Origin of the sequence: Pseudoalteromonas sp. SR45-5 (assembly GCF_014163565.1) — a bacterium.
GTDB lineage: Bacteria > Pseudomonadota > Gammaproteobacteria > Enterobacterales > Alteromonadaceae > Pseudoalteromonas > Pseudoalteromonas distincta.
In genome coordinates this window covers 1-14737 of record NZ_JACJDN010000002.1, presented here as the reverse complement: position 1 = coordinate 14737, position 14737 = coordinate 1, and the positions used below count along the sequence as shown (strand labels likewise).

Here is a 14737-nt window from a genome sequence, read left to right as displayed (position 1 = left end):
ATCCTTAATTCCTTAGTGTTTATACTGTTGATGGCTGTAGCTATGTGTTGTTGTATTTGCAGCTGCGGCCCCTAAATATGAATTATGTCCAAGTACTAGCGGTTGCTGACCTAAAGCTTGTTCGGCAACAGCCTCATTAGCTACTTTTATTTGGCAAACCCACTCTACATTACTTGGTAAATGCGCAGTCAGAAGTGCAGCCATTTTTATACCTTCTTCGCTTCTTGGCGTTAAACTCATGGCTGTATCACTATTAACTGGACCTATATCTATTGTTAAAATACTTCCGCTAACTAATACCTTCGTTCCAAGTACTGCAGAGCTGCCTAAAACCATTTGGTTTTCTTCGCCGATTGAACTTGGTGTATCTATTTTTTGCCAATTTGCTCGTGTGTCGTCAACTTTTAGCGTGTCTATATTTAAACTATGTTTAAGAAGCTGCGCTAAGCCAGCAGCGCTAGTTTGCTTTAAACTTGCAATACCACACTGAATTTTTTGATCAGTTTTTCCCAGTAAAATAGATTCAACTAACCCATCAAATTGGCTCGCGCCTCTACCTGCTATATTAATTTGCGACTTTTTCCAGGCCTGAAAAAGTTGGCAATAAAGTACATGATTAAATATATCTAAAAACTGACGAACGCGGTCACCGCTTTGCTCATCACTTGCTGCTTGCTCTAATACATAGTGTGGCATGGGTGCATCTACACCATACAAACCTAAAAAAGAAGTCGATAAGCTTAACCTTCCTCTGCCATCATTCTCTAATACACATTCGCGTACATCAGTAGCAGGAAAACCAAGCTCTTTAAAAGGTTTAAAAACAACTCTGTTACTAATCCCTTGCTCTAGCTCTTGAGGTGCGGCCCAATGTTTTTCTATTAAGCTCATCGCTTTAAATAAGTTAAACCGCCAAGGCTGCTCAATAAGTAGCTCTATTGGCGCGGGTAACTTAGACCAAATAGGGTGCGCATGATTTTTATCAGCATAACTCATAGCTGATAACTCTTACCCGGTTCAATATCCCAACTCCACGATTTATAACTAGGAATTGCATTAACACGCGTTTGTACGCTTTCATTTATAGGGGCATACATTAAAAAGAATTCATGTAATACATTACAAAAATGAAATAAATCAGCATCACCAACAAATTTACTTTCATCAATATCAATAAGTACATCAACACCTTTGATAAATATTCCACGTTTAATTTGGCTGATCGGCGTTGCTGTTATTTTTAAAATGCTTTCAATTCGTAATCGATTCTCGGCTTTATTAGACCAATCAAATAACACTAGTAATCTTTTTAGTTCTGTAACTTGCGTAATTTGTGAAAACTTTACATTTAATAAGCTAATAAGCTGCCAGTGTTTTGGCTGACTTGGACATGCTAAATAATTAGTTGGGCGTATAACATTTTTAACCTCAACGATGCTCGGCATATCTTTTCCGCCTTCGTTCAAGTCTCCCTCTTGCAAAAGTTGACGAGGCCAACCTGCATTAAAAGAGGTTAAATCAACTGATAGAGTTTCTTTTTCATCTTCTAAATTAAAAGGAAGTTGTAAATAATGAGTCGGGGCTGCTGCACCTACGTCTTTTGTGAGCACAGTAAATAGCTTTTTTTCATCTTCAAATACGCTTTGATAACGGGGAGTGTAATCATACGATTGTCCCGTTATAGAGTTTCGACCTGCAACTGCATCTACCGTATAACTAAAAACATGATCATAACGTGCCTGATCTGCACTTATCATATAGTCAGTTCTGTTTGGCTCTATTTTAATTGGCTCTGCTGCTTGGCTAAATAAATTAACTGCTGGCACGCAATTGATTAAAATGTTCTCTTTGCTTAACTGATGACCTGGCGGTAATTTATTATCACCCCTAAATACGATTTCAAAACGGTCAATATGCTCAGGAAACTCTTCGTCTTTTAAACCATCAAATGTTAAAAAATAAAACCTATCTTTTGCATTAAAATAATCAAGTAATAATGCATATCCTGGATGGCTTTTAGCCGCACTAGGCAGTAAAGCGCCATCTATATCTAAATAAGTAGCGCTGCAACCTTTTGCTTTTAACTTTTTATTGAACTCAAAATGGTTAGCACCAAAATCAAGTTCTGCTTGTTTATTAGGTGTTTTCAATAATTGGAATAAAGCACTGCACAATGGTGTATCACCACGTAAATAAAAGTTTAGTTTAGATAAATCAAAATTACTGCGTTCACCTTGGCATATAAACTTAAGCCCTATTCGTAGCTCTGCACCTAAGTGCGACTCTTGGTATCTAACATGCTCAACATCTAAAGGAACAACGTCTAAACCGTGTGTTGTGCTAAAAATTATTTTTTTATTATCGGCCTTTGCTTTAGGCGGATTAAGCTGTAGACCTTTTGAAATAGAATGTGTTTTTTGCATAGCCAATTTAGGCTTAAATTGAACCACAGTACTAGAAGGATAATAACTTAGGAGTATTGGACACAGTTGACGCAGCACTTGCTCTGAAACTTCAGGTACTGACTCATCTAAACGCTTTTGAGTATGGGCAGTTAAATACGCTACACCTTCTAATAAGCGCTCAATATGAGGGTCTCTATCTTTTAATGCATCAATGTTAAGCATTCCTGCATGCTCGGGATAAAACTGAGCAAACTGCTTACCAGCTTGGGTTAACAAGCGCATTTGAGCATCAAAATATTGCTGCATTCATCAATCCTTTAAATAAAATTAGTTAGTGTTTTTTGCATGTTGTATAACGTCTGCTTTACCACCAGATTCAAACCGAGTATTTAACTTGATACTTTGCCCGCTCGTTAAAAAAGCTTGAATATCTAGCCTTATTACACAATTATCTTCTTTAATTTCTACAGGTGTTACATTTGCATACCGTACGCGAGGTTCGTACTTTTCTATCAATTTTTTAACCTCAAGCGCTAACGTGTGTTGCGAGTATGGTAACCCCTCATAAATATCCTCTACATCGGGCAGACCATAGTCAGACAAGTGCTTCAGCACTCCTCTTCTTGCATTTAAAAGCTCATTTAAATGTTTGCAAACACTGACTTGCTCATCAGTTTGAAAACCATGATGACCATTACGTGTAACTGGTTGAGTTAAAAAATCGAATAACGCCATATTTAGATCTCAATAAAAGGATATGCTTGCGCATATCCTTCAAAATTACTGACTAATTAACGACCTTCAGTCCAAGAGTCAGAGAACTCGATGTTGCCATCTAAGTAAGTCCAAGTAATGCGTTTGTAACGTAGACAAACTGTTTCAAGGTGCGGGTAACGCTCCTTGTCTAAGTCTTTAACGTTATGCATTGTTGGTGAGATCGAAGTGATTTTTACATCTTCCAACTTGTGGCAGAAATATTCACGCTCAGTCCCTGTGTCATCAATACGGTACCATTTAAGCTCTAATTGCTTAAGTGTTTGACCGTTTGAACACGCCTTGTACAAGTACGGCGTAGCCGCATCAACAGCTTTTGTAATTACAAAAGGTTCATGCTTACGAGTACCTGTAAGTTCACCTGTATCGTTATCCGTAGGAATACGAAGTTCATGATCAAAGTGTAGGATCTCAATTGAACCTTCACGCTCTGCAACAGTTACAGAACCTTTGATGTCATTACCTTGGTCGTCCTTTAACCACATGTACGCTGGAATTGCCATTTCATTATTCTCCTTTTAGAATGAAGTGTTTCCTGTTAGTTGGCATTGGCATAAACAGTAATATTTATGCCCCCCAAAAAGCCCTCTGCTTCATGCCACTGGGGAATATGTCCCAAGTTGGATGCAACCAACTTGGGGCAACTTTTCAGACTAATAAGTCTTAATCCTTTATGTACACCAGCCAACTACTCACCAAATTGACGTATTTGATAGTACTTAAATCCGTTTCATTGGCGGCGTAGCAGTTCATTTTTCGCCAGGCATTTGCCCTACTAGCGCTAAACGAACATCAATCCCTTCAACTTGGAAATGAGGAACAATGTACGTACTTACTCTGTAGTAACCAGGGTTACCTGGAATCTCTGCTACAGTAACTTTTGCATCTTTTAGTGGATGCGTAGCTATAAGAGATTCATCAGGGTTGTTCATTTTAGTTACTAATGCGCCAAGCCAATCATTAAGCTGCTGCTCTAATTCATGGCGAGGTTTACTTGAACCAATATTTTCACGCTGTAAAACTTTTAAGTAATGCGCAATACGCGATACTAAGAAAATATATGGTAAGCGTGAGTTAATTCTTGCATTAGCTGTTGCTTCATTTGTTTCTAATACCTGTGGCTTCTGCGCACTATTAGCAGAGAAGAAACATGCAAAATCTGAATTTTTATAGTAACTAAGTGGAATAAACCCTTGGTTAGCAAACTCAAGTTCTTTAGTTTCAGAAATCAAAACCTCAGTCGGTATTTTAGTTTCTGATCCTTTACCCGCTTCGAATGAATGCAGTGGAAGATTTTCAACTTTACCACCTGACTGTGGCCCACGAATATTTACTGCCCAACCATTATCATGGAAACTACGGATGATATTTGCAGCAAATGCAAATGTTGCATTACCCCACAAATAACGTTCATGATGCTCAGCACTTACATCTTCTTGGTAATTAAAGTTACGAAGAGGATTTGTCTCACCATAAGGTAGACGTAGTAAAAAGCGCGGGAATGCTAAACCAATGTAGCGAGAGTCTTCTGATTCACGGAAATTTTTCCAACGAAGAAACTCAGCGCGCTCCATGTAAGAGCCCAAATCTTGGATTTTAGATACTTCTTCCAATGAATCTTTAAGAAAAAACTTAGGACCAACACTGCCCATAAACGGACAATGCGCTGCCGCAGATACACGTGATATCTCTTGCAGTAACGATACATCGGGTGCTGAACAATCAAACTCAAAATTAGAAACCATTGTTGAAACTGGCTCGCCACCTGGGGTATCGTAATCTGAAGTATATACATGTTTATATAATGCAGATTGAGTTGTATCTGGCGCCTCTTCAAAATCGTCTCTTAGAGTTTCTTTATCTACATCAAGCATTTCGATTTTAATGTTAGCATTGTTAGGCGTACGGTTAATTAGGTAACGTAACGAGCGCCATGCTGATTCCATTTTTTGGAAATTTGGGTGATGTAAAATTTGGTCTAACTGCTGAGAAATAATAATGTCTACTTTTGCGATGTAATCATCTAAAAGTAACTTATCAATTCGCGTTACTTCTTGGCCACTACTGCTAGCCATATCTAAAAATACATTTATAGCTGCTGTTAAGCGCTCATTTGCACGAGTTTCAGCTAGGTTGCTTGCATCTCTAAATGAATCAAGTTTGATCTCATCTGCAACTGGAGAAATATCAACCATTCCACATATATTTTCATAAGTAGATAAAGGAGCTTGCTCCGTGGTATGCGCGGCAACATTTAATTGTTCTTGCATGGACATGATAATCTCCTTATTCAGTTATTGGTTGTTTTTCATCTTCAGACGCTAGCGGCGCAATTTCATCCAGTTTAGCTTTTAACTCGTCTAGCTCTGGCTGATTTTGTAAAACACGCTCTAATTCTTTACGAAGTGATGAGTTATCTAATAAATTAGATTTAAGGTCACGAAGTAAATTACGCATAGCCATCATTTTATTAAGCTCTGGCACTTGAGAAGCTACTGATTCTGGGTCAAACGACTTAAAAGAATCAAACTCAAGGTTTACATTAATTTCGCCGTCACCTTTAATTTTGTTCGCTACCTGAAAGTTAGCTTTAGGCGCCATATCTTTAAGCACTTGCTCAATGTTATTTTTATTAATTGTTATGCGCTCACGCTCAGATAGTTCTTGGCTATTTTGACCATTTGAGTAATCACCAATTACTAACATCTTTAATGGCAATTCACTTTTTTGTGAAGCACCATCTGTATCAAGCTCTAACGAAATATTGATCCGAGCTCTGGGGATCTCTTTTTGAAATGTATCACTCATGTTATTTCCTTTGCAGTTTGGTTATCTACCGACTCAATTCCAATTAAACCTCGACATATTAGTCAAGCCCTTGTAACTAAACCCACGCTAACGCTTGTGCAGGGTTAGTTACCATCATTTGCTGACTAATATGTTTAGCAGCTAAACTCATTTCATCTTCTGGCGTTTGTGACAAACTTGCATAACACTGCTTGGAAAATCGCCATACTTCCATGCAAAAACATTGTTGCCATTGCGCTAAATCATGCGCTTTTATTTGTTTTAGTAACACGTTCAATAATGCTAAAGCATGTTCGTAATGCTCAGCTTTTATTAATAGTTTTGCCTTTAATAATTGCGCTTGGGCTTTATCAAAGTCGTTTAAAATATTTATGTGATCTACTTTAATTAGAGCTGAAGACAACTGCCCTTTTTCAACCTCTTGTATTAATTCGCTATACTGCTCATCAAACGCACTACTTTGAGAGCTAACAGACTCTGTTTTTGCAGAGTGAGATAGCTCTTTTAAAAACTCTTTATTTACAGATGAACACAGCGGACTTCCATCGTCATACTGTAGGGAAACTAAAGCAGGAAACTGCTCATTTAAATTAACTAATTGTTGCTCAAGCCAATGAACAAGCGGCAATTTATTTAATTTTTTTAATGCATTTAAACTAAGCACTTGAAGATTTAAATTAAATTGCATAGCCCCTTCCATAAACAACCCTTCGGCTAAATTTAAAGCTTGTTCAGGCTGTTCACTTGCCAATGCATTTTCAATTGGAGCAAATGCTGCAGCCCTTGGAGCGGGTAAACGCGTTTTTCCATTTTCATTAGCGGGTAGTGCCAACCTTGTCCAACGCGCAGCTCGCGATAACTTTATTACTCTTTCAATATTATTTTGTTCTTTATCAAAGTTAAGTAGTTGCCTAACCGCACTTAAATACGCTGTATCTGAAGCAATATCAGCATTACCAATACTAAGCTGACTAGCAGCTGATGCAGGTGCAGGTGCAGGTGCAGTACTATTAGCTTCTGATTTTGGAGCTGTTACACCCGTATTTTCAGCTAATTTTTGCTCTGTACTAATCGCTTTTTCTTCTTGCACTGGTTCAGCTACAGGTACTGGGTTTCGCTTTTCTTGCTCTTTAGCCCACTCATTCAAAGTTGATAGAGGGCCAGATTCGTTGTCTAATAACGCAACACACTGCTCATTGTATTGAGTCAAAGCAGCTATAAGTTCAGGCCATTGTTCAGCGTTTGTATCATGCCCTTGGGCAACACCTTTTAAACGTTCTTGCTGTTGTAAAAACCATGTATTAACTGCAGCACGCATTCTGGCTCTTAGTGGGTGTACCTCATCCGTAAAAGTAGTCAACAAACGATTAAATAACAATAACGTATGCGTTAAACCTGTAACCCCAAACTCACTTGTTGCTGCTAGTGCTAAATAACTTACTATGCGTAAATCTTTACTTTGAGTGTTGAGTAAGTCTGATGCTTGTATAAACATCACTTTAAAGTCAACTTCCCCCACTCCTGATGAAGATGCTTTTAATGCTTTAAATGTTTCTTCATATTTTAAATCTTCTCCACACTTATTCCCGGCAAGAGGTGCACTTAATGCTTCAAGCCATTCAATCCAAGTGGTATGTGTATGCGGCGCTTTAATACTCATGATTTACACCAACGACGAAGTGCATCGTAAACACTCACGTTATCCATATCAGCAAAATTAAGTGTTTGTGAAGACGGCTGTTTTTCTACTTTTAAATTACATAGATCAACAATGTCATTCGTTTTTTTATCGTATTCCCACACACTATTAAAGTATGACGCTGGAATAGGTCTACAAAAAATAGTTAAACTAGGCGCTTGATTATCATCACCTAACTGATAAAAAAACCAAGGCTGCCAATTATGATCTGCCACCATAGACGCAACTAAGTGCAACCAAAACCCGGCAACTAAGGCACTTTCATGACTAAAACTAGGCATTGGTAGGCGAATACCAAACTGACTTCTTAAACACCCTCTATTAGCAATAGATTTAAGCACAGCCGATAGCTCTTCAATTAAAATTGCTCTTTTTGCAATATCGTTCAAGCCTAAATGTTGCCAAAAAACGCTCATCGGAATAGTTCTAAGTTTATCAAGCTCTAGAGTTAGATTTGGTTGCTGTTTAAGTGCATCAGCTACACGGTTATAATCTTGTGCTTTTTGCTCCATTTCATTAATACTGGCAGCTTGTTTAATATTTTCATTTACACCTAAAAGGTGCTCTATTACTTGGCTTGCAAATAAAAATAGAAAAGCAGGATGTCGCTTATATGTATCAAGCCCACTATGTACAAAAGAGCTAAATGGGTAAAAACGACCACTGCTATCTTTGCTTGGCTGCAAAACGCCAAGTAAACCACCATCATCCGCATTGCCAGATATAAAGAACAACGACTTAGTTCCATTCAAGTGGCTTGTATCAGTCGTTTTTCTACCACGGTTTAAATGGGCAAAGCCCTCTTGCAACCAATGATCAAATCCAACCGATTCTCTAGATGAAATATTGAGCTTCACAAAGTCTGGTCTTATCGGTGTTTTACCCATAAAACCAAAGCTATGTTGCTTAACCAGCGTCGGTGTTTTCTTTTTTGTAAATAAACTAAACATTGCTAGCGGCCTATTGCATTGTTCGCGACTGCGATTGAGCCAAGCTAGGGCTTTGTGAAAACAAAGAGCTTGGCAATGCAAACGATGTAAGCATGTATTTTGAAAATATACCGCTGTTGCGTCCTGATTTAAGAGAAAACTGGACTGTTAACACTTCATCAGATTTATCTTTTAATTCCCATGTTGCTAAAAACTCTGTGCCTTTAATCCACTTAACACTGGCTGAGTTAAGTACTTTTAGTAGTGCCCAAGGTCCGTCTTGCTCAATAGAAATACGACGCCCTTTATTATCTAAACCATACAGAACAGCTTTCTCTGCAGCTCCTCGACCAGGCCACGAAAAGTTACGCCATTCTTCAGGCTCATTGCGGTAGCGATAACCTTGCTCACTAAAGCCTAAGTATGTTTCACGAATGCCTCGGTGTGGAACAGGCATCATCTGAAAAGTAAAACCAGCACTATCGGCGCCATTAGAAAACAACGAACGAGTTACTTTATTTGCTTTAGTTAAACCATCAAGTAATTGCGCGCTAAAACCAATACCTACACCATTCCATTGTTTTTCTTCCCATACACCGCGGCGTACTTTCATAAATGGTTTGAGCTGGGTGTTAATAAAGCTCCATAAAATTCCTGATTCAGAATTTAGAAACTCAGAAACATCTGCTATCGCAGCATCAGGGCCAGTTAAGTTAAATGGATATTTACCAGCTAAACTGCTGTTATACATAGTATAAACTTGGTTTTCCCACTCTTGGTTAAGCTGAGTACGTGCTTTTGCCATGATAGTAGCGATACCACCATGAAGAGGGGCCTTAAATAGCTTATCTAGCGTTTCTTTGGTTTGAGGGTCTAGTGCTCGAGTTTGGCTCTCAATAATTATCCACGAAGACTGTAATGCATTACTTTGGCTATTACCTGAAAGTAAGTCCTGCGCAAATATCATTGCTTGAGCATCATCTTCATTACTCGCTGCCATTGCTTTAATGTCTGAATGGATGCTACTTAATGAACTGATATATTGTCTTAAGTAATCAGAAGAATTCTTATCTTCATTAGGCTGTGCAAAGCGTCTTAAGTCTGCAAATCGACTTTCAAGCTCTGGCGCTCTAACCGTACTCATTTGGGTAATTGTTGGCGTGTTTAGAGCTAATTTATTTGCAACATCTGCAGCCGTCTTACCTATCGAAGCTTGGCTTTTTAAAGGGGCATCAGCGAGCGTAATATTGTCGTTAATCAGTTTCATTAAATCGTTAAAAGGGCCATCCATCGATGAAAGGCGTGCAAAATCAATACTTGCATCGTTTAGATCTCTAAATGCAGGCACTTTTATGCTATCTATAAAAGCAAACCAAGTATTGCCGTAGTCTTTAAAGTAATATGCTCGCATAGCCTTTGCCAAGGTTTCAGCTTGTGCTTCGTCAACAACATTTTGACCATTTTCATCGCTAGAACCCATAACCCAGTCACCTGAGAACACCAAACGTGAAATACGTTTAATCTCTGGGAATACATATTCCTGCCACCCTAAGTTTGTATAAACATACGGGATTTTATACTTACTTTTAAATACATCACGATTTTTAGAAATCATAAAATCGTTTAATAACAATGGCTTTTTGCGCTCAGCAAAACTTGTAATTACTTGTTGATATAAGGGGAAAGCCTCTGGCTGGGTATTTAAATTGTCTCTCGCTAGCGCTATCGATGTTTCGTTAGCCTGCCAAAATGCAATTTTACCTGGCTGCTCTATGTCGTTACCCATATTTTGTAAGTACATATCAACTAAGCTACTTAGTTGTGTATAAATTGGTGCTTGCTCTTGTGCATTTATGTCTATATGAAAATGCTCAGCTATAAAATTAAGTAATTGCTCTTTAGCAAACTCCGTTGAAATATGCTCAGGGTTCGTACTCATCATTAAATGCATTTTTAGTGCATCGTAATACTGCTGACGAATCGTTGCTTTGGCTTCATCTTCATTGTCAAACCACTGAGTTTCGTACTGTTTTATTTGCGCAAGTAAATACTCTTCACCTGGATAAGTAATAAGCTGATTCATCTGATTAAATAGCACATTTGCAACGCTATCTAAGGTTTCATCACCTTCGTAAATACCAAATATAAAGTACCACGGTAATGAATCTTCGTAAGTTTTAAGCTGACCGTAGTGCTCAAACAGCGCTAGTGTAGCAGCAAGTTTCTGCTCATCTTTAGCCTTACTTACATTAGCTTCAACAACAGCTTTTACACGTGACTCACCTTGATTAAGTAATAGTTGATTACTTGTGTACGACGTAATAAGAAGTGCTGTAATTGCGGCAATAGATGCCAAGCCCGAAGTAACGGTTAAACCTTTTAACCAGCGTCCTACTAACCGTTTTTTTCTGTTTCCTCGCGTTAAATCCTGTAGTTTAAAAATAACATCATTAAATACGCGATTAATAAAATAACTTTGAGTAATACTTTCTTGTTTTTGGTCAACTACAACCGCACCAAATTGATCTCGTACACCATTAGTAATACGTTCAATAGGCGTACCTTCTTGCGTACCCGATGTAAAATAAACACCAGCAAACCAAGGAACTTCTTGATATGGATTAGACTTAAACAGCAAGTTAACAAACTCAGTTAACTTAGTTGAAGCTGATTGAAATTGATTAGGAAAATCAAGTATTAGCTGTTTACGATGCTCGTTGCGCTCTCGTGCAACTTTGCTTAAACGTTGTTCGCACAGTCGCTCATATAGTTCCTGCATACGAACTTCAAACATTTCTGCAGGATCATTTTTTTGATCTTCACTAATGTCGAGTAAGTACGCACCAAACACTTGCTCACGCTCTTTTTCAGATAAATCACTAAAAAAAGGTTCAAAACCACTGATTAAGTCAGTTTTGGTAAAAGTAATATATACAGGAAAAATAACGCCAAGTTGAGTAATTAGCTCTTCTATACGCTCACGTACTAATTTTACATGTTGACGGATTTCTTCACTGTCGGAAGTTAATACATCTGCAACGCTAATGGCCACCATTACGCCATTTATAGGCAGTTTTGGTCTGTATTTTTTAAGGAGCGCTAAAAATGACAACCACTCTTTATTTTCTGACTGCTCAGTTGTGTAACGCCCTGCAGTATCAATTAAAATAGCTTGATCTGAGAACCACCAGTCACAATTGCGCGTTCCACCAAAACCTTGGATATGCAATTCACTCGAATTAGAGTAAGGGAAATGTAAGCCAGAATTTGCAAATAAAGTACTTTTCCCTGTAGCCGAAGGGCCAATAATCATATACCAAGGCAAAGCGTATAAAGCAGTATTACCACGATAACCCGCACCTAAATGAGATGCTTTTAAAGATCCCAATGCTTCTTGCATCTTTTCTTTAATTTCACTTAATTCAGCACTCGAACCGGCATTATGACTTGCTAATTCAGAAGCTAACTTATCGCCTGAGCGCTTAGTCCATAACCAACGAATAAAAATAAATAAAACAAAAACAGCGGTTACAGCACCCATCGCAATTAATTTTTTATCGGTAGTATCTAAACCCACCATGCGACCGGCAAACCACACAATACTCAAAACGGCTATAAAGCCAATAAGTTGACCCGTTGCACGCGATGATACTAAGCCCAATAAAAAATGAACTAAACCGCTTTTATTAACTCTTCCCTGCATTGTGTTACCTATCGTGTTTCGTTGGTTTTATTGAGCTGAGTCAGCACTTCAATTTGGTTGTCTATTACCTGAGTACTCTGCGTTGCTTGCTTATTAATTACATAATGAAATCCAGCAAATAATGAGGCAATAGAACCCAAGCAAATAGCTAATATCACCCAATAAGGAATATTACGCCCCACCTTCATAGCAAACCCTTCTGCAGGTATACCGTTATCAGATAATTGAGAACTCGGTGTTCCTTTTATATCTTCAATTTGAGCTCTTACATCAACAATTAACGCTTTTAATTGCTCAATACCTTTAACTTTGTAAATGCCTTCAAAGCCAAGCTGCAGACAAATATAGTAAACCTCTAATGCAGCTAGCTTTTGCTCTCCGCCGGTACGCAACTTACCTAAACGTTCAAAAAATTCTTCCCCTGCTCGGTTGTTACCAAAAAATTCAAGCTGTAGCGGTCGAGACATCCAATCCATTCTAAAATGAGCACCTGAGCTCATAACAAATTCATCACACATAGCCGTAAGAGCAAACTTAACTTCTTGCATTAAACTTGTTGTTACCTGTTGCGAGTAACAATTACGCTCATACTCATCAAAACTAGTAAGTAAATTTTCTCTAAACTCTCCAAGCTCTAAATTAGTAGATTGCTTTAGTTTTAATGGTGTTAGCGCGTTAATTACAGGCGAAATACACGCGACTAAATCTTGTTCTTTTTGTGCTTCTTGCATAATTTCAACTCTACGTTAATTACGTGCTACGGTAACAATTTCAATTTGTGCACTTTGCAATCCAAATGGTACAAATAAGCTTAATGATTGCTCTTCAATAATTTGCTGCCAAATGAAACCATGCGACTCAAGCCTGAAGTATTCGTAACCACTTTTTATGGCCAGCTTATTTGGAGGTCGCTGACAATGTGTTAGTTGCACACCCGCTAAAGCAGATGAAATCATGATATCGAGCTTTTCGCTTGCACCTACTTTTACTTGATCACTAAATGTTTCAATCCATTTGGTGTCTTCAGATTCAAAATACACAGCTAAATAAAAGTCGTTGTTAGTAAACGTTGCAGAGTCAATAGTGGCAACTTGATAAATAGCGTTAGAGGTTTTTTCAAGTTTTAAGCCCACCATTTTCTTAGGTACAACCCCTTCAAGTAAACGAGTTAATAGGCCATCAAGCTGACCGAATACATTGCTTAAATTTTTATGCTGGTATGGTGGTACTTGGTTAACTAAGTCACTGTGCTCAAACATTGAAACTGAACTAATTAAATCAACAAGCTCACAATACAAACGTTCAGGATGGACCAAAGACAAGTTTTTAAGATGATCTAAACGTTTAGCCGATGGAGCCATTGCATTAAGTAACAAAAATGTATTCATTTCATTCGGCCCAAAATCAGTAACTGAGCCATAATTTTTACGTCTGCTAAGCAGCACATTAACTTTTGCATTAACTAAATTAGCCGTTCTATTTAACAGCTCAGTTAAATAAGCAGATGCACTTATATTTAATAAAGGAGGCACAAACTGTTTATTTAAAACAAACGAGCCATCTTCCGCACGACTTATTTTTAAACAGGCAATAGTGTCAAAATAAGTTTTTACATCTGAGTCAGACAGTAATATAAATTTAGGCTTTGCAACTAATACCTCACGGCTACGTGACGCATCATGATTATCTTCTAAATCAATATAATCTGCTTCATATGCGCTTAATTGCCCGCTCGCCGCATAACCTTCAATATTGCTAACTGTTTTATTTGCAGCAATAGCAATATAAATAACACTATCTTGATGGTTACTATCGAGCTCTAGCTTTAAATCATCTTGATGCTGTCGATCAAAATCAAGCAAGCGACCATTTTCTAAAAGTAGCTTAAAACTAGTCACTTTTAATATACCGCGAGCAAGTGCTGATTCATCAATAGCAAAATGCTGTAAACCAAATGCCAATGGTGATATTAGCGCTTGACGTACAATCTGATTCTGATCGTGATAATCGTCAAATAGTTGAAAGTGTTGCTGAGCAAGCAAAACACCTTCGGCCCAAACGGGCTTTGCGGGAGCTTTTAAATTCATTACTCAGCCTTATCCACGCCAGGTAATTGAACTTCGTTGTTTGTAACCAAAACATCTAATGATGTAGACAACTTAACAGGGCCATCTGCAAGCGGGTAATACGCTTTCCAATTATCGCCACTGCGATCTCTAAATAAAGCAACAATCGCTACAAACTTTGCATTTTCAGCTTGTTCAAACTTAATTTTAGATTGCTCAGAAGGGTGTAAAACTAGAACGCGCAAGCAAACGTATTATTGAACGCCACCAATCACAAGATGGGCTGGGCGAAGAATTGATAACTCAGGATTTAAAACAAAAAGAAAAGCTAGATAAAAGTGCAGGTAAAATTA

At 38.0% G+C, this 14737-nt stretch carries 12 protein-coding genes; all 12 read right to left on the bottom strand.

The genetic code is table 11. The features are described 5' to 3' along the window. Window positions 1-12 precede the first annotated feature (12 nt). The gene (gene tssG / locus H5072_RS00230) at window positions 13-996 is read right to left on the bottom strand and encodes a type VI secretion system baseplate subunit TssG (RefSeq protein ID WP_182692321.1); all 984 of its coding nucleotides are present in this window, start codon (window positions 994-996) and stop codon (window positions 13-15) included. Beyond that, window positions 993-2711, bottom strand: a complete 1719-nt coding sequence (gene tssF / locus H5072_RS00225) for a type VI secretion system baseplate subunit TssF (protein WP_182692320.1) — start codon at window positions 2709-2711, stop codon at window positions 993-995. Before tssF ends, tssG begins: the two co-directional genes overlap by 4 nt. 21 nt (window positions 2712-2732) lie before the next feature. Next, window positions 2733-3140 carry a type VI secretion system baseplate subunit TssE gene (gene tssE / locus H5072_RS00220; RefSeq protein ID WP_182692319.1) on the bottom strand — a complete coding sequence of 136 codons (408 nt, stop codon included), beginning with the start codon at window positions 3138-3140 and terminating at the stop codon, window positions 2733-2735. A gap of 56 nt (window positions 3141-3196) precedes the next feature. After that, window positions 3197-3682 (bottom strand): Hcp family type VI secretion system effector, encoded by a 486-nt coding sequence (locus H5072_RS00215; RefSeq protein ID WP_007584479.1) that lies wholly within the window; start codon window positions 3680-3682, stop codon window positions 3197-3199. Between the two features lie 246 nt (window positions 3683-3928). Then, window positions 3929-5455, bottom strand: a complete 1527-nt coding sequence (gene tssC, locus H5072_RS00210) for a type VI secretion system contractile sheath large subunit (RefSeq protein ID WP_182692318.1) — start codon at window positions 5453-5455, stop codon at window positions 3929-3931. A gap of 10 nt (window positions 5456-5465) precedes the next feature. Then, complete coding sequence (gene tssB / locus H5072_RS00205) at window positions 5466-5987, bottom strand: type VI secretion system contractile sheath small subunit (RefSeq protein WP_182692317.1); 522 nt, start codon at window positions 5985-5987, stop codon at window positions 5466-5468. 76 nt (window positions 5988-6063) lie between these two features. Beyond that, the gene (locus tag H5072_RS00200) at window positions 6064-7647 is read right to left on the bottom strand and encodes a TssA family type VI secretion system protein (RefSeq protein WP_182692316.1); all 1584 of its coding nucleotides are present in this window, start codon (window positions 7645-7647) and stop codon (window positions 6064-6066) included. Beyond that, on the bottom strand, window positions 7644-8636 hold the full coding sequence (gene tagF / locus H5072_RS00195) for a type VI secretion system-associated protein TagF (RefSeq protein WP_182692315.1): 993 nt from the start codon (window positions 8634-8636) through the stop codon (window positions 7644-7646). The genes H5072_RS00200 and tagF overlap by 4 nt, the downstream gene beginning before the upstream one ends. 10 nt (window positions 8637-8646) lie before the next feature. Next, window positions 8647-12318: a type VI secretion system membrane subunit TssM gene (gene tssM / locus H5072_RS00190; RefSeq protein ID WP_182692314.1), complete on the bottom strand. Its 3672-nt coding sequence runs from the start codon at window positions 12316-12318 to the stop codon at window positions 8647-8649. A gap of 8 nt (window positions 12319-12326) precedes the next feature. Next, window positions 12327-13049, bottom strand: a complete 723-nt coding sequence (gene icmH, locus H5072_RS00185) for a type IVB secretion system protein IcmH/DotU (RefSeq protein ID WP_182692313.1) — start codon at window positions 13047-13049, stop codon at window positions 12327-12329. A 15-nt stretch (window positions 13050-13064) separates the two neighbouring features. Further along, a complete protein-coding gene (gene tssK / locus H5072_RS00180; protein WP_182692312.1) occupies window positions 13065-14405 on the bottom strand; it encodes a type VI secretion system baseplate subunit TssK in 1341 nt (446 codons plus the stop codon). Beyond that, a complete protein-coding gene (gene tssJ, locus H5072_RS00175) occupies window positions 14405-14629 on the bottom strand; it encodes a type VI secretion system lipoprotein TssJ (protein WP_259395866.1) in 225 nt (74 codons plus the stop codon). Before tssJ ends, tssK begins: the two co-directional genes overlap by 1 nt. Window positions 14630-14737 lie beyond the last annotated feature (108 nt).